Origin of the sequence: Pseudomonas sp. TH41 (genome assembly GCF_016650695.1) — a bacterium.
In the GTDB taxonomy this organism is placed as follows: Bacteria; Pseudomonadota; Gammaproteobacteria; order Pseudomonadales; family Pseudomonadaceae; genus Aquipseudomonas.
Window position 1 is genome coordinate 355,540 of sequence record NZ_JAEKFH010000003.1, and the last position, 26,667, is coordinate 382,206.

Consider the following 26,667-nt stretch of genomic DNA (forward strand, 5'->3'; position numbering starts at 1 on the left):
AAGCGCCCATCCGGGGATGGGCGCAGGGTCGTTACTTGCCGCTGTAAAGATTCAGATCGCCAAAGTGCTTTTGCTGAACGGCCGCGTAGGTACCATTGTCGTGCAGCGCTTTGAGGCCTTTGTCCAGAAGCGCTTTGAGTTCCTGATTGCCTTTAGTGATGCCCACCGCCGTTTGCTCTGGCATTAACTCGCTGTCGATCTGCTTGCTGACCTGGAAATCGGCACCTTGTGGTGACTTCAAAAAGCTCAATTCGGCTTGCAGCTTTTCCTGGATCGAGGCATCGAGGCGGCCGGAGACCAGGTCGGCATAGACCTGATCCTGGTTCGCATAGGCCTGGGTTTCTACCCCGGCCTTGTCCAGTACGGCTTTGGCGTAGGCTTCCTGGATAGAGCCTTGCTCGTAGCCGACTTTTTTGCCTTTGAGCGATACTGGATCAATGTCGATTGCTGCGCCTTTTTTGAAGACTAGGACAGTCGGGCTCGAGAACAACTCGCTGGAAAAATCGATGACTTTCTCACGGGCTGGAGTGACCGTCATAGACGAGAGTACGCCGTCGAATTTGTTGGCCCTGAGGCCCGGAATCATGCCATCAAAATCGCTTTCGACCCATTTGCACTTGACCTTCAGTTCGGCACAGATCGCATTACCCAAGTCGATATCGAAGCCCACCAGGCTGCCATCGGCAGCCTTGGACTCAAAGGGTGCATAGGACGGATCGACGCCAAAGCGCAACTCTTTGTATTCCTTGGCCAGGGCGGAACCGGCAGCGACACATAGAGCCACTGCAGAAAGGGTCAGAAATGCTTTTTTCATTGTTATATTCCTAATATCCAACATGAGCGCTTGTGGCGCATGAGTACTGTTACTGGAACTTGCATGGCATACAGAAACGAAACCTGATGTTCATCTTGTTGCTCTCACACCGTTCGGCTCTGCCGGAGAAATTGTCAGGCGCAGAGCAGTGAGCCTGAGCGCACAGGCTCTTGCCCCGCGACAAACGTCAGCTCGGTATTGGCTTCGGTGAAACGCTCGATCACCCGTGCGTAGAAAACGCCAGCCACGCTGCTGTAGAGGGTGCTGACTTGGCCGCTGAGCGGATCGATAACATCGGCCAGCGCGGTGCCTGGTTCGACCCTGCTGCCAATTGGCGCGCGGTATGCAACTACTCCGGCGTGTGGAGCATTGAGTATCTCCACCCCGGCCAAAGGCGTCGGCTCGCACAAGGGTGTCGGCACCTTGGTCTGTGCATCCGCGATCAAACCCAGGTGCCCCAGGTACGCCAACAGCGCATCGGCATCGCGCGTCGCTAGCTCGTGGCTAACATCAAACAGGCCGCGCAGTTCTAACGTGGCGGAGAAAGTTGCCAGCGGAATCGGCAAATGTGGGAAGCGCTGTTGCAGCCTGTCCCAGATGGCCGTGAAGGACTCGTCGAAACTATAGGTTTTGGCGTCGGGACCACCCTGCTCGGTGGCATGCAGCACGGCATGTGCACCGGTGAAGCTGGCCAGTACTCGCGCCTGATCCTGCTGTTTGCTGTGTGCGTAAATGTGCACCATGGCCTCACTGTCGCAGTGCACATCGATGACGTAGTCGGCAGCACTGGCCAGGCGCAGCAGCGTCAGGCGCAAAGACTCCAGCTCGGTGCGTGGCTGCAGGGCTTCGAGGCGTTCGCGAGTGCAGCGACGGATCAGCGCGACATTGGCAATGGGATCGCTACCAAGCTCACTGCTAACCTGCTCGCATACGAGTTCGGCGAGATCGAGGTAGTGGCGGTTGAAGTTCTCTCGGCTGGACAGCTCAAAGCGGCCCAACTGACGCCCGAATACATAATTGCCCAGGCCGATTGGGTTAGCGATCGGCACCAGTACCACCTCACCCGTCAGGCGGCCAGCGGACTCTAGCGCCAGCAGGTGGTTTTTGAGGTGATGCAGAACCAGCATACCGGGATGCTCATCGGCATGCAGACCAGCCTGCAGGTAAACCTTTTTGCCCTGCCCCTGCGGCCCGAAATGCAGACTGATGACTTCACGGGGTGCGCCAAGGGTCTGCGCTATAAGCACATGTCGAAGCTCTTGCATGGGAATATCCAAATAGGTGGTTCAGACGAGCGCAGCAGCACCGGGATAGCGGCTTTTCTGCCTGCCACGCCTTGGCGCGACAGGTAGACGTCTTAGGCGCGTTTCTTCTGCGGTACAGAAGCTTTGGGCTGTAGACGGGCGAACAGGTCTTTGGGATCTTTCAAGTCAGGTACCAGCTCGATCTCGCTGCCGATATCCAGAGCCTTGGCGGTGTCGAGGACGTAGCGCAATGCCGAGTAGTCCTCCAGTGCGAAGCCTACGGAGTCGAACAAGGTGACGCTTTGCTCGCTGTCGCGACCGACCACCTCGCCGTTCACCACGCGCCAGAATTCGATGATCGGCGAGTCCTGCGGCATCTGCTGGATCTCCCCTTCGATACGACTTTGTGGTTCGTATTCGACGACCACCCGGGCTCGTTCGACGATATCGCGGTGCAACTCGGTCTTGCCGGGACAGTCGCCGCCCACAGCATTGAGGTGCATGCCGGGCTCAATCATGTCTGGGGTGAGAATGGTGGCGTAGGTCTTGTCGGCGGTTACGGTGGTGACGATATCGGCACCGCGCACGGCCTCGGCTACGCTACCGGCAAGGATCACCTTGATCGCAGGGAAGCCGCTGAGGTTGGCAGCCAGCTTGGCAGTAGCCTTCGGATCAACGTCGTACAGACGGATCTCCTCGATACCCAGCAACGTGTGGAAGGCCAGTGCCTGGAATTCGCTCTGCGAGCCGTTGCCGATCAGCGCCATGCTACGGCTGTTGGTGCGCGCCAGGTAGCGGGCAGCCAGGGCTGATGTGGCGGCGGTGCGGATCGCCGTGGTCAGGGTCATCTCGCTGATCAGGAGCGGGGTTCCGGTATCGACATCCGCCAACGCACCAAAGGCCATCACCGTCAGCCTGCCGGTCTCGGGGTTCTTCGGGTGGCCGTTAACGCACTTGAAGGCATAGAGTAAATGGTCCGAGATCGGCATCAACTCGATCACCCCTTCGGGGGAGTGGTTGGCCAGGCGGGCGCACTTTTCGAAAGCGTGCCAGCGCAGATAGTCCTCACGAATGTATTCGGCCATTTCAGTCAGGCACTGCGTGAGGCCTTTTTGCGCAACGAGCTGGCTCAGGTCGTTGACGTCGATATAACGGGTCATGCACATCTCCTTTAATCGGGTTTTTCAGGACGTTTGAATCGCCCCGGTTTTCCCGGACACTCTTCCACGCTCAGTGCGTAACGCTTTCAAAGCGCAAGCAGCGATAGCTGTTTGTTGAAACGATGACGACGCTTTGGCATGCGACACGGCAGCCCAAGATCATCAGGCCAAGAAGTATTTTTTATTCTGTGCATCTGCATAACACCGGTTAAGAGCGCGATTACTTCGACGCCAAACTACGCGATATTCGCTTTCAATCCATACACAGCACCCCCTAAGATGAACGTACCTGTATTGGTCGAAAAGGCTGCACACCCCCTCATGAGTTCGCCGCAAAAGACATCCCTTATTGGTCGGCTGGTGCAGCATTTTTCGCAATTGATCGATCAGGCCAAGCTGGCCCAGGGCGCCCGTTTGCCATCCATTCGTGCCGCAGCCAAGGAGTTCGAGGTCAGTACCTTCACCGTGGTACAGGCTTATGATCGCCTGGTCGCTTTGAGTTATGTCGAGGTGCGCAAAGGGGCTGGCTTCTTTGTCGCCCAGGCCTCGCCGAGTATTGAGCAGCAACGCAGCGAAGCCCCGTTGGGGGATGTCTATTGGCTGCTGGATGATGCGTTCCAACCGGATGCTGATGCCTTGCAACCGGGTAGCGGCGGCCTGCCAGATAGCTGGCTGGATGAGGCGGGCCTTCGCCTGGCCATGCGCAGCCTTGCTCGTGGCTCTGGGCTGATTGCCGAGTATGGTGAGTCTCGCGGCCTCCTGGACCTTCGACAATGGCTGCAGCGCCATCTGAACGAGCGAGGGGTACCCGCACAAAGTGAGCAAATCTTGCTTACCCAGGGAGCCAGCCAGGCGCTCAACATAGTGATCAACGCCCTACTGCATCCGGGTGATTGTGTGCTGGTGGACGACCCAGGCTATATCAACCTGCTGTCTAATCTGCGTGACCACAAAGTCAAAATTATCGGGGTGCCCTGGACCCCACAGGGTCCGGATGTGGAGAAGCTTGGCGAGCTGCTGAGCCTTCATCGGCCCAAGGCCTTTTTCACCAATCCTTGGCTGCAGAACCCAACCGGCGCCAGTTATAGCCCAGCGGTAGCCCATCGCGTGCTGCAACTTGCCGATACTCATGATTGCTGGATCGTTGAGGATGACGTGCATGGTCAGTTGGTACCGAACAACCAGCCAACACTGGCCGCCCTCGACAACCTGCAGCGGGTGATTCATATCGGCAGCATTTCTAAAAGCATGGCCCCCTCGCTGCGGGTTGGCTTCGTCACCGCCGAACCGGCAGTGGCCGAAGCTTTGCTGCACTACAAGATGACCACCGGCCTCTACAGTTCGCAGCTTTGCGAACGGCTGGCGTTGCAGATGCTCAATGACGGCACCCAGCGCAAACGCTGCCAGAGGCTGCGCGATCGTCTATTGCAGGCCCAGGTGTTTGCTCGCCAGCAACTGCAACAACTCGGCTGGCAATGCTGGGCCCCCATCGCACCGGCGCCGTATCTGTGGATCGGTAGCGGCCAGGAAGGTTTCGATCCGGTGGCCCTGACACGCGCAGGGCTCAAGCAGAATATCCTGCTGTCCCCCGGCTGCATCTTCCGCCCCGACCTGGAAGTTACCCCCTGGCTTCGCTTTAACGCGGCCTTTGGCGAAGACCCGGCAGTCTGGCGCTTTCTCGCCGAAAGTCAGGGAAACAAGCCACGGACTGCTTAACGCGAACTCTCGATCCAGTCATGGTTCTGCTGACGACCCTTTTCTGCTGAAGACCAAATAACGGAACGTGTTGTCTAGTCCTGAATAAGGTTTCACCTGTTCCGACGTGATTCAAGGCAAAGCCAAATCTGGTAAGCGTCCGGCCAACACGCCTTCCTGATCTCAACACCTCATAGCGTTAGCAGTAATGTCCGATACACTCCTGTGAGAGAACGTCTTACAGCACCCAGGTTTTGCGTCCGATTAACTATTTAGATGTGGTGTTTTGATGCGGCGGAAAGTTAATCGTGTCGTCATTTTAAGCCTAATGCTTACAAGCTGCTTTCTACAGGTATCCGCAGAGCCGGCTCCTCCCGATCCTGATCAGGCGATTGGCCGTTCGTTGTCAATTATTCGGTCAGCAACTCCAGAGACGCCGCAGGTCCTGAAAATTCTTTTCTACGGACAATCGATCAGTACGCCGAAGTGGACCGATCTGGCTATTGCGACTTTGCGAGCCAAATATCCCAACGTGGCCTTCGATTACCGTAACCTCGCTTTGGGGGGCTGGGGCGCCGCTCTCCTGGAGCAGGCGGTTGCCCGCGACGTGGAGGAAGTCTATCCCGATCTGATCGTTTTCCACGCTTATGGCGATCACCGTGCCTACGAACGAATTATACGAACCCTTCGCTCAAAAACGGCAGCCGACGTCATCATTCAAACCGACCACGTCGTAAGTCCGCTTGAACCCGTGTGTGACACTGGCTTTCATCTTCAATGGTCGCCGCCCGAGGGCTGTGTGGGCCATTTTTGGTTCAAGCAAAGGAGCTGGGAGGAGTTCATGTCCGGCGTCTGGGAGCCAGCCCTGGCGGCGAAATATGACCTTGCGCTGGAACCGCGCCGCCAGCGCTGGAATGCCTATTTGCAGGAGCATAATCTTCAAATAGCTGATCTTCTCGCCGATTCGCCGCATCCCAACGCCGAGGGGTGGACCCTCATGGCTAACCTGTTCACCTCTTGGGTCGAGGAGCTTGGGGATCGTCCTCAAAATAATGGGTGGAACACTTCCGGGCAAGTTCGGAGTTTTACTGCGCCGGTCCCTGGCGAAAAGACCCGCTATGAATTTGATGGAAACCGCGCCGAACTAATCGCCGCGGGGCCCTTGGACGGAAAAGTAAATCTCAAAATCGACGGAAAGGACCCTAGCGAGCTCGACGGCTGCTGGCAGACCAGCCGCGTGACGCGTTTGACTAATGTCCCGGATTGGCCGGCCCTGACAAAAGTCGACGTCCGCCTATCTTATCGAGAAGCGGATGTTTGGACGCTTCGGGTACGGAGTCTCGACATCTCGCAGGAAAACTTCGACTTTGACGTCGAGAGTGCTCGTACAGGAGCAGAGGGAAGCGGCTCGGGTAAGGACGTTTTCACGTCGCTCTCGGGAAACTTTACTATACAGCCGGGCGCCTGGAACCTTTCCTATGCCAAGACGACATCCGGTAAAGGTCTCGCGGAGGAACAAAGCTTTCAATGGGAGCGACGCTTCGCCTGCGGAGACGAACTGGCGACCGCCCTGGCAGATGGCTCGGTGCAGCAACGTCATGTACTGGCAACCGGCCTTCCAAATACACATCATGTCATCGAGTTAACCGTTTCTTCTGATACTCCCGCGATTTTGGAATTGCGGGCTTATCGGCCACCGCTTATTGAGTGATATTGCAGAAAAAAGCGGATAGTTTTAGCAAAAAGGGCGTTCCTGATGGAGCGCCCTTTTTCGTTGTGGTTCAGGTGGTTCGTGGCGGATCAATCGTCATGCAGCAAACCGGAACTGTATTGGCTAAAGCTGCTGCCAAGCGCACTGCCATGGAAATTCATCTGGTTGGGGTTGTTGCTGTGGCTCGGAGTAAAGCCATCAGACGACTGGCAGTCTTCGCCATAACAGTCATGGGTGCTCGCCCCGGAACAGGCGCTCAACAGCAAAGCACCGGCGATGAGCGAGACTTTGATTATGTTTGAGATCACTTTTCAGATTCCTTTGGGGAAGACGCAGTGGCTTGGCTTTGTGATTTCATTCTAGTTCGTTGACCAGCCACCCATTATGAAACTTTGCTGAGTGACAGCGCTGGTTCAGGTACGGTGGTATCTCAAGTAAAAAGGACGCCTCTCAGGGTAATGCCGATCAGTTAAGCAAATTCAGCAGCAACACATACCTTGTAATTGGATGGACTCGCCCAAGCCGAGGCGTCAATGCGCCACGGTGGCAGTCTAAACAGCCAACGACAGCGAGGGCGAGTCCATGAAAAATCATAGTTCGATTGATCAATCCCTGTCTTCTTCCGATTTGTCGGCCTGCACAACCTTAGCGGTCGATCTGGCCAAGCAGGTCTTTCAGGTTGCCGGTGAAGATGTCCTCGGTCAGGTGCGCTACGAGCAGCGGATCAAGTCGCGCGAGGCGTTTTATGAGTTTCTCCACAAGTTACCGCCTTATGTCGTGGTTTTGATGGAGACCGGTCCGGGTGCTCAAGCCTGGGCCCGGCAGTTGCAAGAACAAGGCAATCTGGCGCGGATTCTTCCAGCCGGTTTGGTGGCCACGCATCGCAGCGGGCCAAAAAATGATCGCAACGATGCGCTGGCGATTCTGCGGGCTGGTCGCGATGAAAAAATCTGCGCAGTACCGGTCAAAAGCGTCGCGGCGCTGGCAATGCAGGCGTTGCATCGCGCCCGTCAGGGCTATGTGCGTCGGCGCACGGCTGTCAGTAATCAGATGCGCGGCCTGCTGCTCGAGCACGGCGTGGCCTTGGCGCAGGGCGATGTTGCGATCAGCCAGAAAATTCCGCGGGTACTGGAAGATGCTACCCAGCCGGTGCCGGGCCTGCTGCGTGAACTGATCGACGAACTGTTGGCCGAGTGGCGCCATTTGGGCGAGCGCATCAGCGTGCTGACGGGACGCCTGGAAGTGGCCGCCAACGCCGACATGACGGCGAAGCGACTGATGACTGTGCGCGGCATCGGCCCAGTCACGGCCACGGCACTGGTGGCCAAGGAAACCAAGCCTGAGCGATTCCCCAATGCCCGCAAGTTTGCCGCGTACTTTGGCATGGTGCCTGACCAGCACAGCAGCGGGGAGACGGTCCGGCTAGGGGATATGACCAAGCGAGGCGATGTTTATTTACGCAGCCTGATGATCCAGGGAGCCCATGCGGTGCTGCAACAACTACGACCTGATTCCCAGCAACCCGATGACCGCCGCTTGTTGCGCTGGATGAGCCGGCTGGGCCGTAAGGAGGCTGCGATCAGGCTAGCCAACCGCAACCTGCGAATCGTCTGGGTGCTTTTACAGAATGATCAGACTTATCGTCGCCACGCTGGTGATGGCCAGCAAGCGACAATGAGCCACTGAGCGAAAGAGTTCTGTCACCGAGGTACTAACTGTCCGACCCTTTGCTGAAAAAAATTGACCCCAGGTAAGACCGGCGTGGATTGATGCCTAAGCTGCTACTGGCCTTCGAGGCCTGACCGTAATCGGCATACCACGAGCTTTTCCAATTTTGGCCAGAAGCCGAAGACGGCTTCCACGAATAGGCCTGATACATAGATGCAACGGGGCGACGGTTTTTCAAAAGCGGGTAGACAGTGGGGGGCGAGTCCATACATAGCAGCTGGCGAAGCCTGCGTCCGGCTGCTACGGATCGTGTTATGGCGCTTAAGAATTCATAGAGGGTCTACAGGCTGCGAGGGAAACCAGTGCGTATGAATTTGCTTGAGCACGCCGTTAGCCTTTATGCGTCGATAGCCTTCGTCATACATCGTCAGTGCCCGCAATCCGTCCGGGTGAGCCAGACTAAAGCCTATGGTCGCGGTTGCCACCCCGCAATTGAAGGCAAATTGAACGGCATCTTCTGTGCCGGATTGTTTGGCCTTCTGTCTTTTTTCTTCCAGATTATTGGTCACTATCAAGGCGGCAGATAAGCGCCGAGCAGCGAGTTTCTTAAGGTTCTGCACATCCGAGTCGGCGCTCTCGAATACCACCCCGGCAGACTGTAGCGCTGTAGCCTGGGGCGAATATTCGTAGCCTCTGACAGTGCCCACTACAGTGCCGGGCGGCAAGGTGCATGTGCCTTTCTGCGACTTCGGCAAGGGGGCTTTGGTCAGTTCGAAAATATCATTATTGACCGTGTAGATCGGTTGCGAGGCCAGTTTGATCTTGCCCTCGAATTCGGGCAGCCAACTCATATTGAAGCAGGCCACACTCGTGCCGTTGAGCACCAAGTACTTGCAACGGGCGTAGGGCACGACTTTGAGCTTCACTTCGACCGCCATTTCTTTGAAGGCGGCGACCACTACGTCGTTGGCGTAACCTGTGCCGTCATGCTCCGACCAAGGGGCGGCGGCATCCTCGACCATAATCGTCATCGTCTCGTGCGTCTCCAGTGCAGCGGCGGCGCTCGGAGCCAGCAGGTAGAGTGTGCACATCAGCAGCATCGGTTTGAACTGCCACATTCCGTGGTTAGACTTTTGTTGGTACATGTTTCCTCATTGAACCGTCGCCCCCTATAGCAGTAGGTCGATATCTATAACAGATGTACCCGTAGAACGCAGATCCACATCCCTGTGGGCGCTCAGTAGACGCTTATGATTATGGGTTGAAACGCTCAGCCAGGCTATGCAGATACTCGGCCATACGTTCAAGATCCTGGCTGATCTCGGCGCCTTGTTTGGCCCGTCCGGCGCTGTGATCGCACTACTGGGCAATGCGCGTGATCTGTTGATTGATATCTTCAGCCGAGCAAAAAAGAACAAAAATGGGAGCTATTGGATCGAGCCTGGGCCATGTACTACGAGGGGAACTCCTATTTCGCGGCGCTGCACCTTGCAGGCGGTGCTGAGGAAATTCTCGGCTCCTATGTTGAGCGCAGGGGGATGAGTCGTCGTTCAAAAGCCTGCAGCCGGAGCAGTGAAACTCTCCAAGATTTTCAACGACGGAATGGGGTCGAAATCCAAAGACATCACTGAGATCATGAATCACGCGAAGAACCGAACCAAGTGTTCATCTTTAGACCATGCTTAGACTGCTCAAAAGAGCCGATTGACAAACGGCTAGAGTCAGTGTGGATATCCGCACAAAAATAGTCTACACCTTTATTGTGCCTGATGAGACCGAACACACAAATTAATGCTGAACTAGCGCCTCCTTCAGATCAGCATAGAGCAACATGCAAGCCAGGTCGGAATCTCAATTTTAGAAACATGCAACAAGGCAACTTATTTATAGTACTCAGCACAACATATTGCTTCATTGCTTGGATCTGACCATCAACAGAAATTTAGCAAGGAACTAACATGAAAGCAAAATATATAAAAAACATATTTCTAACGACCTTACTCTTCAGCGTTTCTTTTTTAGTATTTTCGACTGAAACCAAGGAAACTTCAATTTTAGAAAAACAAAAAGAAGCCCTTTTAGCCATACAAAGTTTTGCAGCCTCCATTTGTGATTCAGTAAAGGCTGTTGGTAAACAAACAGCATGGGAGGCCTCCACTGATGCAAAAGCAAAACTCGGAGGGGTTGTGAAAGTCATAAGCGACCTTGGTGTTGAAGGAGCCGCAAAATATAAGTCTTCTGAATACGAAGGAGTTTTACAGTCGGACCTAAGCAAAGTGCTAACAGATCAAGGATCCTGTCGCCACTCAGTATTCATAGAGTTGAAAGACAAGCTCATTCCCGAGAGCGGAACTTCTATACCTCCCGGTTCCTCCAAGGCGAGCACTGTGATATACGGGGAGTTTGGGAAAACAGTACAAGAAGTTGAACAGACAAATAAAGTCACTACTTCGCTGCACAAGGATGATGATACAGGAACATTCTGGATAAGCTATAAGCAGCCTATATTTGGCAAAAGCTTTATTGTAGCGCAGAACTTAGACAACGCAAAAAAAACCGAAATGGCACGGGCAAGTTACAAGCTGCTTGGCGGTGATAGTTGGGGAAGCAAGGGAGCCGACATTGATGAAACACATACTATGTGTTCTACTACACATTATAACTCCATGCTATCCCAACTGATTCAAAAATTCGGCACTCCCACTGACATCAAAAATCCAAAAGAGAAAACCACATATTCCAACGACGGAGGAGTTAAAGTTAATGCATTATTTAATAGTGCAGGCGCTGCATGGCGGTTTTCTGATGAAAGCAAATTACTTTTCCAGATGAACTCCCGAGATGTTGAGCGAACATTCAGCAAGACCGAGAACTATTGGGAGTGCATCGTCGAACTATGCGCGATACCTACAGACACCAAAGAAACTTGTTTTGATATACCAGGACTAGCACTCTAGCGACTAACTTAACCACTCAGATCAAGCGCTGTATGAGGATAATTAATCTCGATTAGAGAATATACATTAAAGCTCAATTCCAGGTATTTCAAAACAAGATTTTTTCCACCCTTTGGGTATGGCACATAATTGCACGACACACTTCCAAGTGATCTGGGCATTTCCATATACCCGCTCTTTCTCACTTGATCTAATCTGGAAAAGTAATTTGCTTTCATCAGAAAATCGCCATCCGGCGCCAGCGGTTTTTGATATCCCTTTATACGTCGTTCCTCCTTCGTTTGAGTATGCCTCTTCCTCACTTGGATCTTTTATATCAGTAGGAATGCCGAATCTCTCGATCAATTTAGATAGCATGGAGTTATAACGTGTTATTGTGCACATAGAGTGTGCTTCAGCAAAGTCTGCGTTTTTGAATAAACTACCATCACCACCATAAAGGCTATAGTACGCCCTTGCCATTTCGGTTTTCTTGGAGTCATCTAAACTCTGAGCTACTGTAAAGATTTTACCGAACAGAGGCTGCTTGTATTCTATCCAAAGTGTTCCTTCTTCTTCACTTTTATGAAGTGAAGTAGTGATATCATTGTTGTCTTCAACCTCTTTAACGGTAAGGCCGAACCGCCCCAATATCGAATCTCTCGCACTGGATGAAACTATCGGTTTAATAGCGACAGCATCAGGAATGAGTTTATCTTTCAATTCGACGAATACAGAATGTCGGCAGGATCCTTGCTCTGTAAGCACTTTGCTTAGGTCGGTTTGCAAAACCCCTTCATATTCAGAAGACTTATATTTCTCTGCTCCTTCAACACCAAGGTCGCTTATGATTTTAACTACTCCTCCGAGTTTCGCTTTCGCACCAGTAGAGCCTTCCCATGCTGTTGCCTTGCCTTGTGCTTTTACTGAATCACAAATGGAGGTGGCAAAATCTCTTATGGTTAGTAGAGCTTCTTTTTGTTTTTCGAGCGTTGAATCATCTTTAGTATCAGCTGCAATCGATAAAGAAGAAACATTGTAGAACAGGAGTGTTAGAATTGCGCCCCTCAAGTAACCGGCTTTCATATTGACTCCTTAAGCTCAATACCTTTCGTAACTGGTGCAATCGGCCTCAGCAAACATACTAAAGGTGTAGCCTACGCAAGCACTAATAGCCACATCGACTCAGTTCATTTGTCAATCGCTCCACTGCAGCAACGATTGCGATCTGCTTGTCACTGAGTAATTCTAGGATGGCGTAATTTTTAAGACTAGCAGTCCTGTGGTTTCATTCAATCCCTACTAGGTCGGTATCAATGAGCATGTGATCCCTGCTGTTTATTTCATAGACAGTTACCATGGGGGGCAGGCAGTCATTGCCGTGAACGGGGAGCATGAGTGGATAGGGATCCGAACCCCTTACAAGTTCTCTGAGGACTGCTCCAGACCATAGAATACGGCGCTATCACCCCTCTTCTCATAAGCGAAAAAAGAGGGGCCGAAAAAAGATGGGACAGATTTATTTTTCCATGCTGCGAAGTACAAAAATAAATCCGTCCACTTTTCTACCCTTCGAGGTTTGAGCATCGAAAACGCACCACGTGGCCTTTCATTAAACATCGCCAAAAGGTGCTTGTTTAAGCACCCTCAAGCTTACTTCCTGAAAGCTACAAAACCTTGCGCCGTTGCCTACGGTTACGCCAGAATCCGCCGGCTTGTGCGCCTTGGGCCCGCTCGGTAACTTGATTCGTGTCACTGCCCATCAGTGATCGGGTTTAGCAGCCCGCGATAACCTAAGTCGTACGACGCTTCTATCAGTCAGGTTTTTCGCCTGCATTTTGATGGTAGCTGTGCGCAGGGCGCCCTTGGGCGCGCCGGCTTCTTAGGTTTCCCGGTCTGCTAACCTGCGTGCAGCTGCCACCCTCTCGTTTAGCAGCAGGAGGGTTGGCACACCATTAGGAACCTAAGATATGTTCAAAGTCACACCCAACCCACCGGACACCGATCCGGCATCCCCGTACGAACCCGATTCAAAAAAACTCAACGACGCCGCCGAACGGGCCCTTGATTATCACTTCCCCTCCACTGCCGATATCAAAGCGAAGCCGCGTACGCCCAGCACTCTGTTCACCGTGGCCCCAGAGGTCACTACCGAAACCCTGATGGTTTATCTGGTCGAGACCCTGGCCTCGGTCGATGTGATGGTCCATCACTTGGTGGATCTTCTAGAGGGTGGGTCGCGCAATGCCCTGCTGGGTATTTCAAACAGCATCATGCTGGCGGAGATCACGGCTAACCGGGTGTTGGATCAGATTGATCCGCCCGTGTAGGCCTGGTTCGTTCTGACGAGGGGCTTGTCGGTGTTGGGCTGCTGCGACGGCTGCGCAGTCCAACGGGGCGGTGCGGCGTTCCGACAAGCCCCCTCGCCACGGTTTCTCATCGCTTGTTTATCTCTTATCCGGGGGGGTTATCTCAGTCCTAAGCCAATCCTGATAAACTCTCCCACCTCCTAGCCTCACCGATTCCAGATCCCCAATGTCCGTAACCAACGCCACACCCGCCCCGCTCTCCCGCCGTTTCTCCGTCGCCCCGATGATGGACTGGACCGACCGCCACTGCCGTTTCTTCCTGCGCCTGCTCTCCAGGCACGCGCTCCTCTACACCGAAATGGTCACCACTGGCGCGCTGCTCAACGGCGATCACGAGCGTTTCCTGCGGCACAACGAGGCCGAGCACCCGCTCGCGTTGCAGCTTGGCGGCAGTGTGCCGTTGGACCTGGCTGCCTGCGCGCGCATGGCCCAGGACCACGGTTACGACGAAGTGAATCTGAATGTCGGCTGCCCGAGTGATCGGGTGCAGAACAATATGATTGGTGCGTGCCTGATGGGGCATCCGCAGTTGGTGGCCGATTGTGTGAAGGCGATGCGCGATGCGGTGTCGATTCCGGTGACGGTGAAACACCGGATCGGGATTAATGGGCGGGACAGTTACGAGGAATTGTGTGATTTCGTCGGCACGGTTCGGGATGCCGGATGCACGAGTTTTACGGTGCATGCGCGGATTGCGATTCTGGAGGGGTTGTCGCCGAAGGAGAATCGGGACATTCCGCCGTTGCGCTATGACGTGGCGGCACGGTTGAAAGAGGATTTTCCGGAGCTGGAGATTATTCTCAACGGCGGGATCAAGACGCTGGAAGCCTGCCACGCGCATTTGCAGACGTTTGACGGTGTGATGTTGGGCCGTGAGGCGTATCACAATCCTTATGTGATGGCTGAGGTGGATCAGCAGCTGTTCGGCAGCACGGCACCCGTGATCAGTCGGGCCGAAGCGCTGGCGCAGTTGCGGCCCTATATTGCTGCGCACCTTGAGGCGGGCGGTTCGATGCACCATATCACTCGGCATGTGCTGGGACTGGGCACCGGTTTTCCGGGGGCGCGCAAGTTTCGGCAGCTGTTGTCGGTGGATATCCACAAGGCCAAAGAGCCTTTGGCGTTGCTGGATCAGGCCGCCGAGTTGCTTGAGGGGCGTTAAGCGCCCCGCTGTTGTATCAGCGTTTCGGCAACTTGATGGTCACATTCAACCCGCCCCACTCGCTCTCCTGCAACAGCAATGCCCCGCGCCACGTGTCGACGATGTCACGCACGATCGCGAGGCCCAAGCCATGCCCGTCAGTCTGTTCATCCAGCCGTGTTCCACGGCTGAACACCTTATCGCGTTGGTCCTGGGGTATCCCCGGTCCGTCGTCTGCCACGCTTAACTCAAAGCTTTCTGTGGTTACCGTCACGTTCAATCGAACCTCGGCGTCCGCCCATTTGCAGGCGTTGTCCAACAGGTTGCCAAGCAGTTCCAGCAAATCCTCGCGATCCCACGGCAGTTGCAGTCCGGCGGGGGCGAGGTAACTGAGGTGCAGATGCTCGCCATGAATCATGTTCAACGTGGCCAGCAAGCCGGGCAATTCAGCGTCGCAATCAAACAACGCGCCCGGCAGTGCGTCACCGGACAACCGGGCACGATTGAGTTCGCGATTGAGTCGATGCTGGACCTGTTCCAGTTGTTCCTTGAGGGTTTTGCGCAGTTGCGGATGCGCATCGAGCTGCTCGCTTGACGCCAGGCTCAACAATACCGCCAACGGGGTTTTCAAGGCATGACCGAGGTTGCCCAAGGCATTGCGCGAACGCTTGAGACTGTCTTCGGTGTGGGCCAGCAAATGATTGATCTGCGCCACCAGCGGTTCAAGCTCCACGGGCACCTGGTCATCGAGTTGCGAGCGCTGGCCCTGCTGCAACTGGGCGATCTGCTCGCGGGCTTTTTCCAGCGGACGCAACGCGCGGCGAACAGTGACCCGCTGCAACAGCAGAATCAGCAGCAGCCCCGCCAGACCCAGGCCAAGGCCGATCTGCTGCATGCGCAGGAAGCTCTCGCGTACCGGCGTGTAGTCCTGGGCCACGCTGATGGAAATTGACTGGCCCAATCGGCGATAGTCCGAACGCAACACCAGCAACTGCTGCCCTTCCGGTCCCAGTTGCAGGTTGCTGTGCAGACCGGGATGGTCCATCAACGGCAGTTCCTGATCCCACAGCGAACGGGAACGCCAATGGCTGTCGGCAAAATCGATACGGAAGTAATGCCCGGAAAACGGTCGCTGATACGCCGGCGACAGGTGCCGCTCATCCAGTTGCAAGCCCTGCGGGCCACGCACCAGTGCCACCAGCAGGTTTTCGCTGTCGTCGCGCAGCCCGGCTTCGAGGTAACGCTGCAAGCCCATTTCGAACAGCCACAGACTGGTTTGCGCCAGCACCAGGCCGACAATCACCATCACGCTGATCAGCCCCAGGCTCAAGCGGCGCTGGATTGACCTCACTGGGCTTGCCCGCCGAACAGGTACCCTTGACCGCGACGGGTTTCGATCACGCTACGACCGAGTTTGCGTCGCAGGTGATTGACGTGGACTTCCAGCACATTGGAATCGCGCTCGGTTTCACCGTCGTAGAGGTGTTCGGCGAGGTGGCTTTTGGAGAGGATCTGTTCGGGGTGCAGCATGAAGTAACGCAACAGACGGAATTCAGCGGCGGTGAGCTGGATGTCGGCGCCGTCGCGGGTCACGCATTGACGGCCCTCATCCAGGTGCAAGCCGGCCGCCTTGAGGGTCGGCTGATTGGCCTGACCGTGGGACCGGCGCAACAATGCCTGAACCCGCAAATGCAACTCTTCGGGGTGGAACGGTTTGGTCAGGTAATCGTCCGCGCCAGCCTTGAGGCCTTCGATCCGTTCGGCCCAGGAACCGCGCGCGGTGAGGATCAGCACCGGCGTCGACAATCCGCCAGCGCGCCATTGGGTCAACACCTCAAGCCCCGGCAACCCCGGCAGGCCGAGGTCGAGGATGATCAGGTCATAGGGTTCGCTGCTGCCCTGGTACACCGCGTCGCGACCGTCGGCCAGCCAGTCCACGGCATAACCCTGGCGGTTGAGCCCGGCCATCAATTCGTCGGCCAGGGGCACGTGGTCTTCCACCAGCAGCAATCGCATCGATCAATCTTCCTTGTCTTTCAATAAACGGCCAGTGACGGCTTCGATGTCCAGTTCGCGGACCACGCCTTCGGTGGTCAACAGCTCGACTTCATACAGGTAGACGTCGTGTTTTTCTTCGAGATCGGCTTCCAGCAGTTTGGAACCGGGGTAGCGGTCCAGCGCCTGTTGCAACAGCTGTTCCAATGGCAGGATCACACCCTGCTGACGCAGGCGCAGGGCTTCGTCCTGATTCAGCTCGCGCGCCATGACCGCCGAGCAAAAAGCCAGCAGCGCCAAAGCCAGGCATGAAAAAGAAAGCACCTTCATTACGTATCCTGTTTCCCGGACGACACAAGGGTACCCGCATCGCGCAGCCTCAGGGCTTCATCGGGGCCGAGGTCGAGAGCATGGGCGATGCTGGCGGTCAGGACTTTCATCGGTGTCTCCGTATCTTTGTGTGTCGCCTACGGGGGCACCTTAGCGATCCGAACTTAACTGAAACTGAATTGCCATCATGGAGCACCGCACCGTGCAATCACGGGCTGATTTTTATTGCGCCAACACCTCGTCTGCCCGGCCGCCTTCCTGCTGTATCACCAAGTGAATGAAGTGCAGTTTGGCGATCACCGCAGGTGAAAGGACAAACGGATAGAAGTCCGGCTGCCCCATGCTGCGCGACAGTTCATTGAGCATGCCGGCCAGTTCGATCCACGCATTGACGAACGACAGGAACGCCGCGCCACCGGGATGGTGTGGATCGTAGAGGGTGCTGGGCGGGAATGGCTGATAGTCGAAATCCATTTCCCGGGCGCTCATGCCAAAACCCAGCGCCGTATCTACCGCGTCCATCATGTGCAGGTAGTGAGCCCAGGTTTCGGCCCAGTCCTCCCAAGGGTGCATGGTGGCGTAGGCGCTGACGTAATGCGGTTGCCAGTCGAGGGGCGCGCCTTGCTGATAATGCCGCTCCATCGCGTCGGCATAATTGGCGCGCTCGTCACCGAACACACCGCGAAAGTGCTCCAGCCACTGGCTGTTGGCGATCAATCGGTCCCAGTAGTAATGCCCGACTTCATGCCGAAAGTGCCCGAGCAACGTGCGATACGGTTCGTGCATCTGCACCCGGACCTGCTCGCGATGGGCATCGTCGGCTTCCTTGATATCGAGGGTGATCAGGCCGTTGGCGTGGCCGGTGGTCGGCGGATTGCCTTCGAGGTCGACACCGATGAAATCGAAGGCCAGGCCGGTCTCTTCGTCCACGGTTTTCGGGATCACCTGCAAGCCGAGGCTGACTAACTGAGCGACCAGGCGCCGCTTGGCAATTTCGACCTTGCGCCAGCGTTCGTGGTTTTCTGCAATGGATAGATCAGGGATGGTGTGGTTCAAGCTGCACGCGATACATAACGCATCGTGGCCGTTGGCCGGCAGCAACCAATTACACGCGGCGGGGGTATCGAGGTTGGCACAGCGGCTGAACACGCCCGCCTCGAGATCGACATCGAGTAACCATGTATTGGCTAGAGGGCCAGGCTGCAGTGAGGACAGGCGACTCTGCTCCGGCTGATAACCCAGCGCCGCCGAACAGGCCAAGCATTGGCTGTTGCGAAAAAACAGCGACTGCCCGCAGCGGCAATGCCAGACCTTGCTGTTGCGCGAGCTTTCCCCGATGAAAGGCGCGGCGATGCGTGAGCTGAGCTGTTCGAAGAAGCGGTGCATGGCGATCTCTCCCTGGGGCTTGCCAAGACTAGATCATTCTCGGGCCATGATCGTTCCTGCGTATTGGGTGGGGGAAATCAAAAGATCGCAGCCTTCGGCAGCTCCTACAGGGGATTGGCGGTCACCGCACGTTTGGCGGAAACGACATCGATCTACTGTAGGAGCTGCCGCAGGCTGCGATCTTTTGATCTTGTGCTTCCCTGTGTCAGATCGAGATGCCGTGCTGGCTCAAAAACCCGACAAACGCCTCTTCATCCAACACCTTCAACCCCAGCTCATTGGCCTTGGCCAACTTCGACCCGGCACCCGGCCCAGCCACCACGCAATGAGTCTTGGCCGACACCGAACCCGCCACCTTGGCACCCAGGCTCTCAAGCTTGTCCTTGGCCACATCACGACTCATCAACTCCAGCGAACCGGTCAACACCCAGGTCTGGCCAGCCAGCGGCAGGCCTTCGACGACTTTTTTCTCGCTCTGCCAATGCATGCCGAAATCGCGCAACTGTTTCTCGGCGGCTTCGGCCACCTGGCGATTTTCAGCCACCGCGAAAAACTCGCGAACCGAATTCGCCTGTTTCTCCGGCAGCGCCTGACGCATGTCCAGCCAGTCAGCGCCGAACACGCCTTCGAGCGAACCAAACTTGTCCGCCAGCTTCTGCGCCCCGCCCGGTCCAACCGAAGGAATGTGCAACTTGTCGAGGAAACCGCCCAACGTCGTGCTCGCCGCAAACTCGGCACCCAACTCGCCCTGATCCTGTATCTGCAGGCCGTGCTTGAGCAAATCGGCAATCACCTGCTGGTTATGCGCATCTTCAAAGAAGCTGTGAATCTCGTAAGCCACTTCCAGACCGACATCCGGCAAGTACGTGAGGACTTGCGGCAACGCCTGCTGAACCCGCTCCAGCGAGCCGAGAGAACGCGCCAGCACCTTGGCCGTCTCTTCGCCGACATCGGGAATCCCGAGGGCGTAGATGAAGCGCGCCAGGCTCGGTTTTTTGCTGTCTTCGATAGCGCCAAGCAGGTTCTTGCTCGACAGCTCGGCGAAGCCTTCGAGATCGACAATTTGCTCGAACGTCAGGGCGTACAGATCGGCCGGCGAATTGACCAGGCCTTCGTCCACCAATTGCTCGACGCTCTTCTCGCCCAGACCTTCAATGTCCATGGCGCGGCGGGAAACGAAGTGAATGATCGCCTGTTTGAGTTGCGCACCGCAGGCCAGCCGACCGACGCAGCGGTACACCGCGCCTTCACTGACGGTCTCGCGCCCCTTGCTGCGCTTGACCAGTTGCGTGCGCTCGACATGAGAGCCGCAAACCGGGCACTGCTCGGGGATCTGCACCGGCCGTGCGTTATCCGGACGGCGCTCGAGGACCACTTGCACCACTTGCGGAATCACATCGCCCGCGCGACGGATGATCACCGTATCGCCGATCATCAGGCCCAGGCGCGCCACTTCGTCCATGTTGTGCAACGTCGCATTGGCCACGGTGACACCGGCGACCTTGACCGGTTTCAAGCGCGCCACGGGGGTGACGGCACCGGTGCGACCGACCTGGAATTCCACGTCGAGCAATTCGGTGAGTTCTTCCATGGCCGGGAATTTGTGGGCGATCGCCCAACGCGGCTCGCGAGCGCGGAAACCCAGCTCACGCTGGGAGGCGATGCTGTTGACCTTGAACACCACACCGTCGATTTCATACGGCAGCGCATTACGGCGCTCACCGATGTCGCGGTAATAATCCAGGCATTCATCGATGCCCTGAGCCAGCTTCAGCTCATGGCTGATCGGCATGCCCCAGGCTTTGAGTTGCTGCAAGTTGCCAATGTGCGTGTCAGCGATATCCGCCGAAATCTGGCCGATACCGTAGCAGCAGAATTCCAGCGGACGGTTGGCAGTAATCTTCGAGTCCAACTGCCGCAAGCTCCCCGCCGCCGCGTTGCGCGGGTTGGCGAAGGTCTTGCCGCCGACTTCCAGTTGCGTGGCATTGAGCCGTTCGAATCCGGCCTTGGACATGAACACTTCACCGCGCACTTCCAGGGTCGCTGGCCAGCCGTTGCCTTGCAGTTTGAGCGGGATGTTGCGCACGGTGCGCACATTGACGCTGATGTCTTCGCCGGTGGTGCCGTCGCCGCGAGTCGCGCCACGCACCAACACACCGTCTTGATAAAGCAGGCTGACCGCCAGGCCATCGAGCTTGGGTTCGCAACTGTATTCCACCGCCGCGCCGCCACCGAACAAGTCGCCGGCCGGCAAGTCGAGACCCTCGGTCACCCGACGATCAAACTCGCGCATGTCGGTTTCTTCGAAGGCGTTGCCGAGGCTGAGCATCGGCACTTCATGGCGTACCTGAGTGAACGCCGACAGTGCCGCACTGCCCACTCGCTGGGTTGGCGAGTCGCTGGTGATCAAGTAGGGATGGGCCGCTTCAAGGGCCTTGAGCTCATGGAACAACCGGTCGTATTCGGCGTCCGGGATGCTCGGCTCGTCCAATACGTGATAGCGGTAGTTGTGCTGATCCAGCTCAGCGCGCAGCTCTAGAATACGGTTTTTGGCGGCGGTCATGGGTGTTCTCTCATAAAGCAAAAGAGCAGCCGAGGCTGCTCTATCTCATCTCATCAAGATCAAGATCAAGAGATCGCAGCCTCGTTTCACTCGACAGCTCCTACAGAGTGAAACGAGGCTGCGATCTCTTGACTTTAGCGCTTCTGGGTCAGGGCACGACGTTCGAATTCGACGATGCGCTGACGGTAGTGCTCAATCGTCTGGGCGGTCAGCACGCTGCGCTGGTCGTCTTTCAGTTCGCCGTTCAATTCCTGGGACAGTTTGCGTGCCGCAGCCACCATCACGTCGAAGGCTTGCTTCGGATGACGCGGGCCTGGCAGACCGAGGAAGAAGCTCACCGCCGGCGTGCTGAAGTGGTCGATGTCGTCCAGGTCGAAGACGCCCGGCTTGACCGCGTTAGCCATCGAGAACAGCACTTCGCCATTGCCGGCCATGCTTTCGTGACGGTGGAAGATGTCCATCTCGCCGAAACGCAGACCGCTCTCCAGAATGTTCTGCAACAGCGCCGGGCCTTTGAAACCGGCCGCGTCGCGGCAGATCACGCTGATCACCAGCACTTCTTCGGCTTGCGGTTGCTCTTTTTCGCTGACCGAAGGCGCGGCCTTGGTGTCATCCGGGAAATCGTCGTCACGGCTGCTGAAGCTTGGGCCGCCGTCCAGGTCCAGGCTGAGGTTCATGTCGCCCTGGGAGGGCTCGCCATGGCCACGCTTGCCGCGCTTGGAACCCGAATCACGGGGTTCACGGGCAGGCATGCTGACCGACGGCAGATCATGCTCGTCCAGTTGCGGTTCTTTGTGCGTATCCAGCACGCGGGGCGGGCCCAACAGCTCGGCGCCGGTGTCCTCTTCCGGCAGGTTGGACAAACTTCGATCAAGACGGAATTTCAGTTTTCCCTTACCGCCGCGCATGCGACGCCATCCATCGAAAAGAATACCGGCAATGACAATAATGCCGATGACGATCAGCCACTCGCGCAGACCGATTTCCATGTAATCCCGTGCCTCTATAAAAAATGCTGAAAAATAAGGGGTTTACAACTCGTAAACCGCTTTAAAACGTGGCGCCAACTCTATGTTCTGACAGGCGTTTTGCCCACGTATACGAAAAATTGACATTAAACTAGCACGACCAAAGGCAACTTTACACCGTCAGTCACAATGGCTTGAGCGAATATGTCGATTGGCCAGCAAGTAGAGACCGGTAATTCGCCAAACCCCACGCGAATACGTGCTCTACATTGTCCTACAAGGCCGCACCTCAGGCCTCAACCATCGCCATCGCCTCCTCGACATCCACTGCCACCAGTCGCGAGCAACCCGGTTCGTGCATCGTCACCCCCATCAGTTGATCGGCCATTTCCATGGCGATCTTGTTGTGGGTGATATAGATGAACTGCACCGTCTGCGACATCTCTTTGACCAGCCGTGCGTAGCGTCCAACGTTAGCGTCATCCAGTGGCGCGTCAACTTCATCGAGCATGCAGAACGGCGCCGGATTCAACTTGAAGATGGCAAAAACCAGGGCCAATGCTGTCAGGGCTTTTTCGCCACCGGAGAGCAAATGGATGGTGCTGTTCTTCTTTCCTGGCGGCCGCGCCATGATCGTCACCCCTGTATCGAGTAGATCTTCGCCCGTCAGTTCCAAATACGCGCTGCCACCACCGAAAACTTTTGGGAAAAGTGCCTGTAAACCGGCATTGATCTGATCAAAGGTATCTTTGAAGCGGTTTCGCGTTTCCTTGTCGATCTTGCGAATCACGTTTTCGAGCGTGTCCAGCGCTTCCACCAAATCGTCGTTTTGTGCATCCAGATAACGTTTACGCTCGGATTGTTGCTGGTATTCGTCGATGGCCGCCAGGTTGATCGCACCGAGGCGCTGAATCCGAGCGGCAATGCGTTCGAGCTCTTCCTCGGCGTCCTTCTCGTTCGCCTCGGCCGTCAGCGTGGCGAGCACGCCGTGAAGGTCGTAGCCGTCTTCGAGCAATTGATCTTCGAGGGTCTTGCGGCGCACGGTCAGGGCTTGCCATTCCATGCGCTGGTGTTCGAGCTGGCTGCGGATCAGTTGGGATTGCTGTTCGGCCTGATTGCGGCGCTTCTCGGCATCGCGCAGTTCGCGGTCGGCATCTTCCAGGGCGATCTGCGCAGCCTTGAGTTCTTCGTCGACGGTCATGCGCTTGTCGAGCAACTCTTCAAGTTTGAGGCGCAGCTCTTCCAGCGGTGCCTCGCCCTCTTCCAGATTGAGGCTGAGCTGTTCCCGCTTTTCGGTCAGCCGCTCGGACTGCATCTCCAGCCGTTCCAGCGCCTGACGCGTCGAATCGTGCTGCGCCTTGAGTGAACCCAGGCGTACCGCCAATTGATGCGCGTGATCCTTGTGTTGCCGGGCTTCCTGACGCACGCGATCAAGTCGCTCGCGAAGGCTGTCGCGCTGAGCCAGCAGCAACTCTCGCTGCTCGGTGTCCAGCGCCATGGCATCCAGCGCTTCCTGCAATTGCAGGCGCGCTTCGCCGATCTGTTCGTGCTCCAACGCGCGCTGCTCGCCCAACTCGGTGAGCTCTTCGTCGAGGCGCGTGCGGCGCAGCGTCAATTGTTCAGCCTTGGCTTTGCCGGCGGACAGTTGAGCTTTTAATTCACCTTGCTGACGGGCTTCATCCTGCAGCAAGCGACGCAAATGCTCGCGACCGTTTTCCTGCTGACGCTGCTGCGCCCGCAGGTTTTGCAACGTAGTTTCCAGCGTTTCGACCGTGGCTTCGCGCTCTTCACGCTCCAGGCCCAGACGCTGGATTTCCTGACCACGGGCCAGCACACCGCTTTCCGCTTCGCTGGCCCGACGCACACGCAAAAAATGGCGCCCGACCCAGTAACCGTCGCGGCTGATCAGGCTTTGGCCGACAGTCAGTTGGCCGCGCAGGACCAAGGCCTGCTCAAGGCTGTCGACCGGTTTAACCTGGCCCAGCCACGGCGACAGATCGATTGGCGCTTCAACTTTATCGAGCAAGCTGCCCGGCATACGCACGCCATCACTGGCTGGGCTCAGCAATCGCAGATCGCCTTGGGTAAACCCGGCCAGATCGAAGCCACCGAAATCGTCCACCAGCACCGCTTGCAGATCGGCGCCGAGCACGGTTTCCACCGCCAGCTCCCAACCCGCTTCAACCTTCAGGCCTTCCGCCAGACGCGGGCGATCCGCCAGATGCTGTTCGCGCAGCCATTGCGCGGTGCCGGTGCCCGGATCGAGCGCGGCCTGCTGCAGGGCTTCAAGCGATGCGAGTCGACCGTTGAGGCGCTGCAAATCGCCCTGAGCCTGTTGCTGATTTTGCAGGGCCAATTGCAATTCCTGGCGCAGTTGCTCCAGGCGTTCAACCTGCGCTTCTTCGCTGGCCTGTAAATCTTCGAGCGTCGCTTCGCTGGCCGCCAGCTGTTCGCTGAGTTCCATGATCGCCGCGTCTTCCGGATCCGCCGAGAGCAAGTCGCGCTCTTCGCCAAGGCGCTTCTGGCGATCAGCCAAACGCTCCATGCTGGTTTCCAGCTGCTGGATCCGTGACTGTTGAACCTCGGATTGACGTCGAGGTTCGGCGGCGGTGAGGTTGAACGTGTCCCACTGCTCCTGCCAGCCGTGCATGGTGGTTTCAGATTCTTCCAGCGCCGCGGCGGCTTCTTCGGCAGCGGCACTGGTGACTTCCTGTTCCGGCGTGAGCTGGTCGAGCTCTTCGCCGAGGGTCAGCAGCAAGGTGCGGTCATGGCCCAGGTGAGACTCGGTTTCCAGTCGCGCGCGCTCGGCTTCCTTCAAATCGTCCTGCAATTGACGCAGACGCTGTTGACCGTGCTGAATGCTCTGCTCGACCCGGGCGATGTCGCCGCCGACCGAATAGAAGCGTCCTTGCACCAGATTGAAGCGTTCCGAGAGGTCGTGATGCCCGTCACGGAAGCGTTCGATGCTCGCGTCTGCGTTGCGCTGCTCGGCGACCAGCGCTTCGAAGGTGATTTCCTGAGTGCCGATGATCGCTTCACGCTGGCCCACCTGCTCGTTCAACGCCTGCCAACGCAAGGCCGACAGCTGGGCCTTGAGCTGACGCTCTTCGCCTTTGAATTCCTGATACTTCTTGGCGGCTTCGGCCTGGCGGTGCAAGCGTTCGAGCTGACGCTCAAGCTCTTCGCGCAAGTCGGTCAGGCGGGCCAGGTTTTCGTGAGTGCGGCGGATGCGGTTCTCGGTCTCGCGCCGGCGCTCCTTGTACTTGGAGATGCCGGCCGCTTCTTCGATGAAGTTGCGCAGGTCTTCGGGCTTGGACTCGATCAGCTTGGAGATCATCCCCTGCTCGATGATTGAGTAGCTGCGCGGGCCGAGGCCGGTGCCAAGGAAGATGTCGGTGATGTCGCGGCGGCGGCATTTGGTGCCGTTGAGGTAGTAAGTGGTCTGACTGTCGCGGGTCACTTTGCGGCGAATGGAAATTTCCGCATAGGCGGCGTATTCGCCGAGCAGGGTGCCGTCGGAGTTATCGAACACCAGCTCGATACTTGCCTGGCTCACCGGTTTGCGGCTGGTGGAGCCGTTGAAGATGACGTCGGTCATCGACTCGCCGCGCAAGTTCTTGGCCGAGCTCTCGCCCATCACCCACCGGACGGCGTCGATGATGTTCGACTTGCCGCAACCATTGGGCCCGACCACTGCCGCCATGTTACTGGGGAAGTTCACCGTGGTCGGGTCGACGAAGGATTTGAACCCCGCCAGTTTGATGCACTTGAGCCGCACGCTTAAGCGCCCGTCAGGGCGGAAACCACCAGATCGCAACTGCGCTGGGTGTAAGCCGTCAGCACCTCGCGAATCTGCGGAAAGTCACGGGCTATCACGGCGGCGAGCAAGCGTTCGAACAGCGCCAGGAACTCGCTCATCGAGGCCTTGCGCTGGTCCAGGGCGAGAAAATACGCGCGGCTCATGGCGGGCTGCAGATTCTCGACGGTTTCCTGCAAGTAAGGGTTGTTGGCGAACGGATAGGCGGCGCGCATCACGTTGAAGCTGTCGTCGACGAAGGTCCGGATATCCTGGCGCTCGTAGCTGGCGCTCAGGCGCTGCTGAATCTGCACGAACGGCGCCAGGTCAGGCTGGACTTGCCAGCCCGTGGCCACGGCGTTACCGAGCAAGATATAGAGCTCGCTCATGAGTTTGCACAGGCTCTGGACCTTGTGGGCGGTGAGTTCGGTCACATGGGCACCGCGTCGCGGCAGGATCGCGATCAAGTGACGGCGCTCGAGAATCAGCAAGGCCTCACGGACCGAACCGCGACTGACATTAAGGGCCAGCGTGACCTTCTGTTCCTGGATGCGCTCCCCGGGCTTCATTTCGCCGCGAATGATGCGTTCGGCGAGGTGGTGAGCGATTTGCTCGGCGAGGCTGTCCGGCGCCTTGAACGTCATGGTTGTCCTTCAAACTCTTCGATTTGCACAAGCGGCGCAGTGTAGCGCAATTGATACGCCATGGCCGAGTGCCCACTCGGCGGTTTTTGGCACGATTCAAGCAAAAAAGCAGGCTATCCCGCGAGGGTCAATACTGATGAAACGTACTGTTGATCGCCAAAACACGATTTCCTGACCTTTAAGTCAGAAAATCATTGACCGAAAAGTCAGACCTGATAAATTCGGTTCAAAGCGGTTAACAACAATA

Annotated in this window: 20 protein-coding genes and 1 pseudogene; 6 read left to right on the forward strand and 15 right to left on the reverse strand. The window is 56.7% G+C overall.

The genetic code is table 11. The features are described from left to right. Window positions 1-31: 31 nt before the first annotated feature. The 3 genes from JFU37_RS04380 to JFU37_RS04390 form a co-directional block, all read right to left on the reverse strand. Window positions 32-814, reverse strand: coding sequence for a transporter substrate-binding domain-containing protein (locus JFU37_RS04380; RefSeq protein ID WP_201113298.1), 783 nt, complete (start codon window positions 812-814; stop codon window positions 32-34). A 134-nt stretch (window positions 815-948) separates the two neighbouring features. After that, window positions 949-2,079 carry a succinylglutamate desuccinylase/aspartoacylase family protein gene (locus JFU37_RS04385; protein WP_201113300.1) on the reverse strand — a complete coding sequence of 377 codons (1,131 nt, stop codon included), beginning with the start codon at window positions 2,077-2,079 and terminating at the stop codon, window positions 949-951. A gap of 92 nt (window positions 2,080-2,171) precedes the next feature. Further along, window positions 2,172-3,218, reverse strand: coding sequence for an ornithine cyclodeaminase (locus tag JFU37_RS04390; RefSeq protein WP_201113302.1), 1,047 nt, complete (start codon window positions 3,216-3,218; stop codon window positions 2,172-2,174). Window positions 3,219-3,539: 321 nt separating this feature from the next. On the opposite strand from JFU37_RS04390, the gene JFU37_RS04395 reads away from it, so the two are divergent. Both JFU37_RS04395 and JFU37_RS04400 read left to right on the forward strand, forming a co-directional pair. After that, a complete protein-coding gene (locus tag JFU37_RS04395) occupies window positions 3,540-4,934 on the forward strand; it encodes an aminotransferase-like domain-containing protein (protein ID WP_201113304.1) in 1,395 nt (464 codons plus the stop codon). Window positions 4,935-5,202: 268 nt separating this feature from the next. Beyond that, complete coding sequence (locus JFU37_RS04400; protein WP_201113307.1) at window positions 5,203-6,624, forward strand: SGNH/GDSL hydrolase family protein; 1,422 nt, start codon at window positions 5,203-5,205, stop codon at window positions 6,622-6,624. Window positions 6,625-6,713: 89 nt separating this feature from the next. Here JFU37_RS04400 and JFU37_RS31110 read toward each other — a convergent pair whose 3' ends face one another. Beyond that, on the reverse strand, window positions 6,714-6,932 hold the full coding sequence (locus JFU37_RS31110; protein ID WP_342214912.1) for a hypothetical protein: 219 nt from the start codon (window positions 6,930-6,932) through the stop codon (window positions 6,714-6,716). A 319-nt stretch (window positions 6,933-7,251) separates the two neighbouring features. On the opposite strand from JFU37_RS31110, the gene JFU37_RS04410 reads away from it, so the two are divergent. Further along, window positions 7,252-8,310, forward strand: coding sequence for an IS110 family transposase (locus tag JFU37_RS04410; RefSeq protein WP_201116398.1), 1,059 nt, complete (start codon window positions 7,252-7,254; stop codon window positions 8,308-8,310). Between the two features lie 311 nt (window positions 8,311-8,621). Here the strand turns inward: JFU37_RS04410 and JFU37_RS04415 are convergent, their stop codons facing one another. Then, window positions 8,622-9,437 (reverse strand): substrate-binding periplasmic protein, encoded by an 816-nt coding sequence (locus JFU37_RS04415; protein ID WP_201113310.1) that lies wholly within the window; start codon window positions 9,435-9,437, stop codon window positions 8,622-8,624. Window positions 9,438-10,250: 813 nt separating this feature from the next. Between JFU37_RS04415 and JFU37_RS04420 the strand changes: the two genes are divergently transcribed. After that, window positions 10,251-11,249, forward strand: coding sequence for a hypothetical protein (locus JFU37_RS04420; protein WP_201113312.1), 999 nt, complete (start codon window positions 10,251-10,253; stop codon window positions 11,247-11,249). 66 nt (window positions 11,250-11,315) lie between these two features. Here JFU37_RS04420 and JFU37_RS04425 read toward each other — a convergent pair whose 3' ends face one another. Continuing rightward, window positions 11,316-12,314, reverse strand: coding sequence for a hypothetical protein (locus JFU37_RS04425; protein ID WP_201113314.1), 999 nt, complete (start codon window positions 12,312-12,314; stop codon window positions 11,316-11,318). An 884-nt stretch (window positions 12,315-13,198) separates the two neighbouring features. Here JFU37_RS04425 and JFU37_RS04430 point away from each other — a divergent pair. Both JFU37_RS04430 and dusA read left to right on the forward strand, forming a co-directional pair. Then, entirely contained in the window at window positions 13,199-13,558 is a 360-nt protein-coding gene (locus tag JFU37_RS04430) for a DUF6124 family protein (protein ID WP_201113316.1), read from the forward strand. A gap of 205 nt (window positions 13,559-13,763) precedes the next feature. Continuing rightward, complete coding sequence (gene dusA / locus JFU37_RS04435) at window positions 13,764-14,759, forward strand: tRNA dihydrouridine(20/20a) synthase DusA (protein ID WP_201113324.1); 996 nt, start codon at window positions 13,764-13,766, stop codon at window positions 14,757-14,759. Between the two features lie 16 nt (window positions 14,760-14,775). Here dusA and JFU37_RS04440 read toward each other — a convergent pair whose 3' ends face one another. The 9 genes and pseudogenes from JFU37_RS04440 to JFU37_RS04480 all read right to left on the reverse strand — a co-directional run bounded on the left by JFU37_RS04440 (window position 14,776) and on the right by JFU37_RS04480 (window position 26,420). Beyond that, window positions 14,776-16,089 (reverse strand): ATP-binding protein, encoded by a 1,314-nt coding sequence (locus JFU37_RS04440; protein ID WP_201113326.1) that lies wholly within the window; start codon window positions 16,087-16,089, stop codon window positions 14,776-14,778. Then, window positions 16,086-16,754, reverse strand: coding sequence for a response regulator transcription factor (locus JFU37_RS04445; RefSeq protein ID WP_201113328.1), 669 nt, complete (start codon window positions 16,752-16,754; stop codon window positions 16,086-16,088). The genes JFU37_RS04440 and JFU37_RS04445 overlap by 4 nt, the downstream gene beginning before the upstream one ends. A gap of 3 nt (window positions 16,755-16,757) precedes the next feature. Beyond that, the gene (locus JFU37_RS04450; RefSeq protein WP_201113336.1) at window positions 16,758-17,063 is read right to left on the reverse strand and encodes a PepSY domain-containing protein; all 306 of its coding nucleotides are present in this window, start codon (window positions 17,061-17,063) and stop codon (window positions 16,758-16,760) included. Window positions 17,064-17,074: 11 nt separating this feature from the next. Then, a pseudogene (locus JFU37_RS04455) lies at window positions 17,075-17,173 on the reverse strand (PepSY domain-containing protein); the annotation flags it as partial. Window positions 17,174-17,285: 112 nt separating this feature from the next. Beyond that, window positions 17,286-18,449, reverse strand: a complete 1,164-nt coding sequence (locus JFU37_RS04460; protein ID WP_201113338.1) for a zinc-binding metallopeptidase family protein — start codon at window positions 18,447-18,449, stop codon at window positions 17,286-17,288. A gap of 205 nt (window positions 18,450-18,654) precedes the next feature. Then, window positions 18,655-21,012, reverse strand: coding sequence for an NAD-dependent DNA ligase LigA (gene ligA, locus JFU37_RS04465; protein WP_201113340.1), 2,358 nt, complete (start codon window positions 21,010-21,012; stop codon window positions 18,655-18,657). Between the two features lie 134 nt (window positions 21,013-21,146). Further along, the gene (gene zipA, locus JFU37_RS04470; protein ID WP_201113342.1) at window positions 21,147-22,001 is read right to left on the reverse strand and encodes a cell division protein ZipA; all 855 of its coding nucleotides are present in this window, start codon (window positions 21,999-22,001) and stop codon (window positions 21,147-21,149) included. A gap of 268 nt (window positions 22,002-22,269) precedes the next feature. Next, window positions 22,270-25,758 carry a chromosome segregation protein SMC gene (gene smc, locus JFU37_RS04475; protein WP_201113351.1) on the reverse strand — a complete coding sequence of 1,163 codons (3,489 nt, stop codon included), beginning with the start codon at window positions 25,756-25,758 and terminating at the stop codon, window positions 22,270-22,272. A 2-nt stretch (window positions 25,759-25,760) separates the two neighbouring features. Continuing rightward, window positions 25,761-26,420 (reverse strand): GntR family transcriptional regulator, encoded by a 660-nt coding sequence (locus JFU37_RS04480; protein ID WP_201113353.1) that lies wholly within the window; start codon window positions 26,418-26,420, stop codon window positions 25,761-25,763. Window positions 26,421-26,667 lie beyond the last annotated feature (247 nt).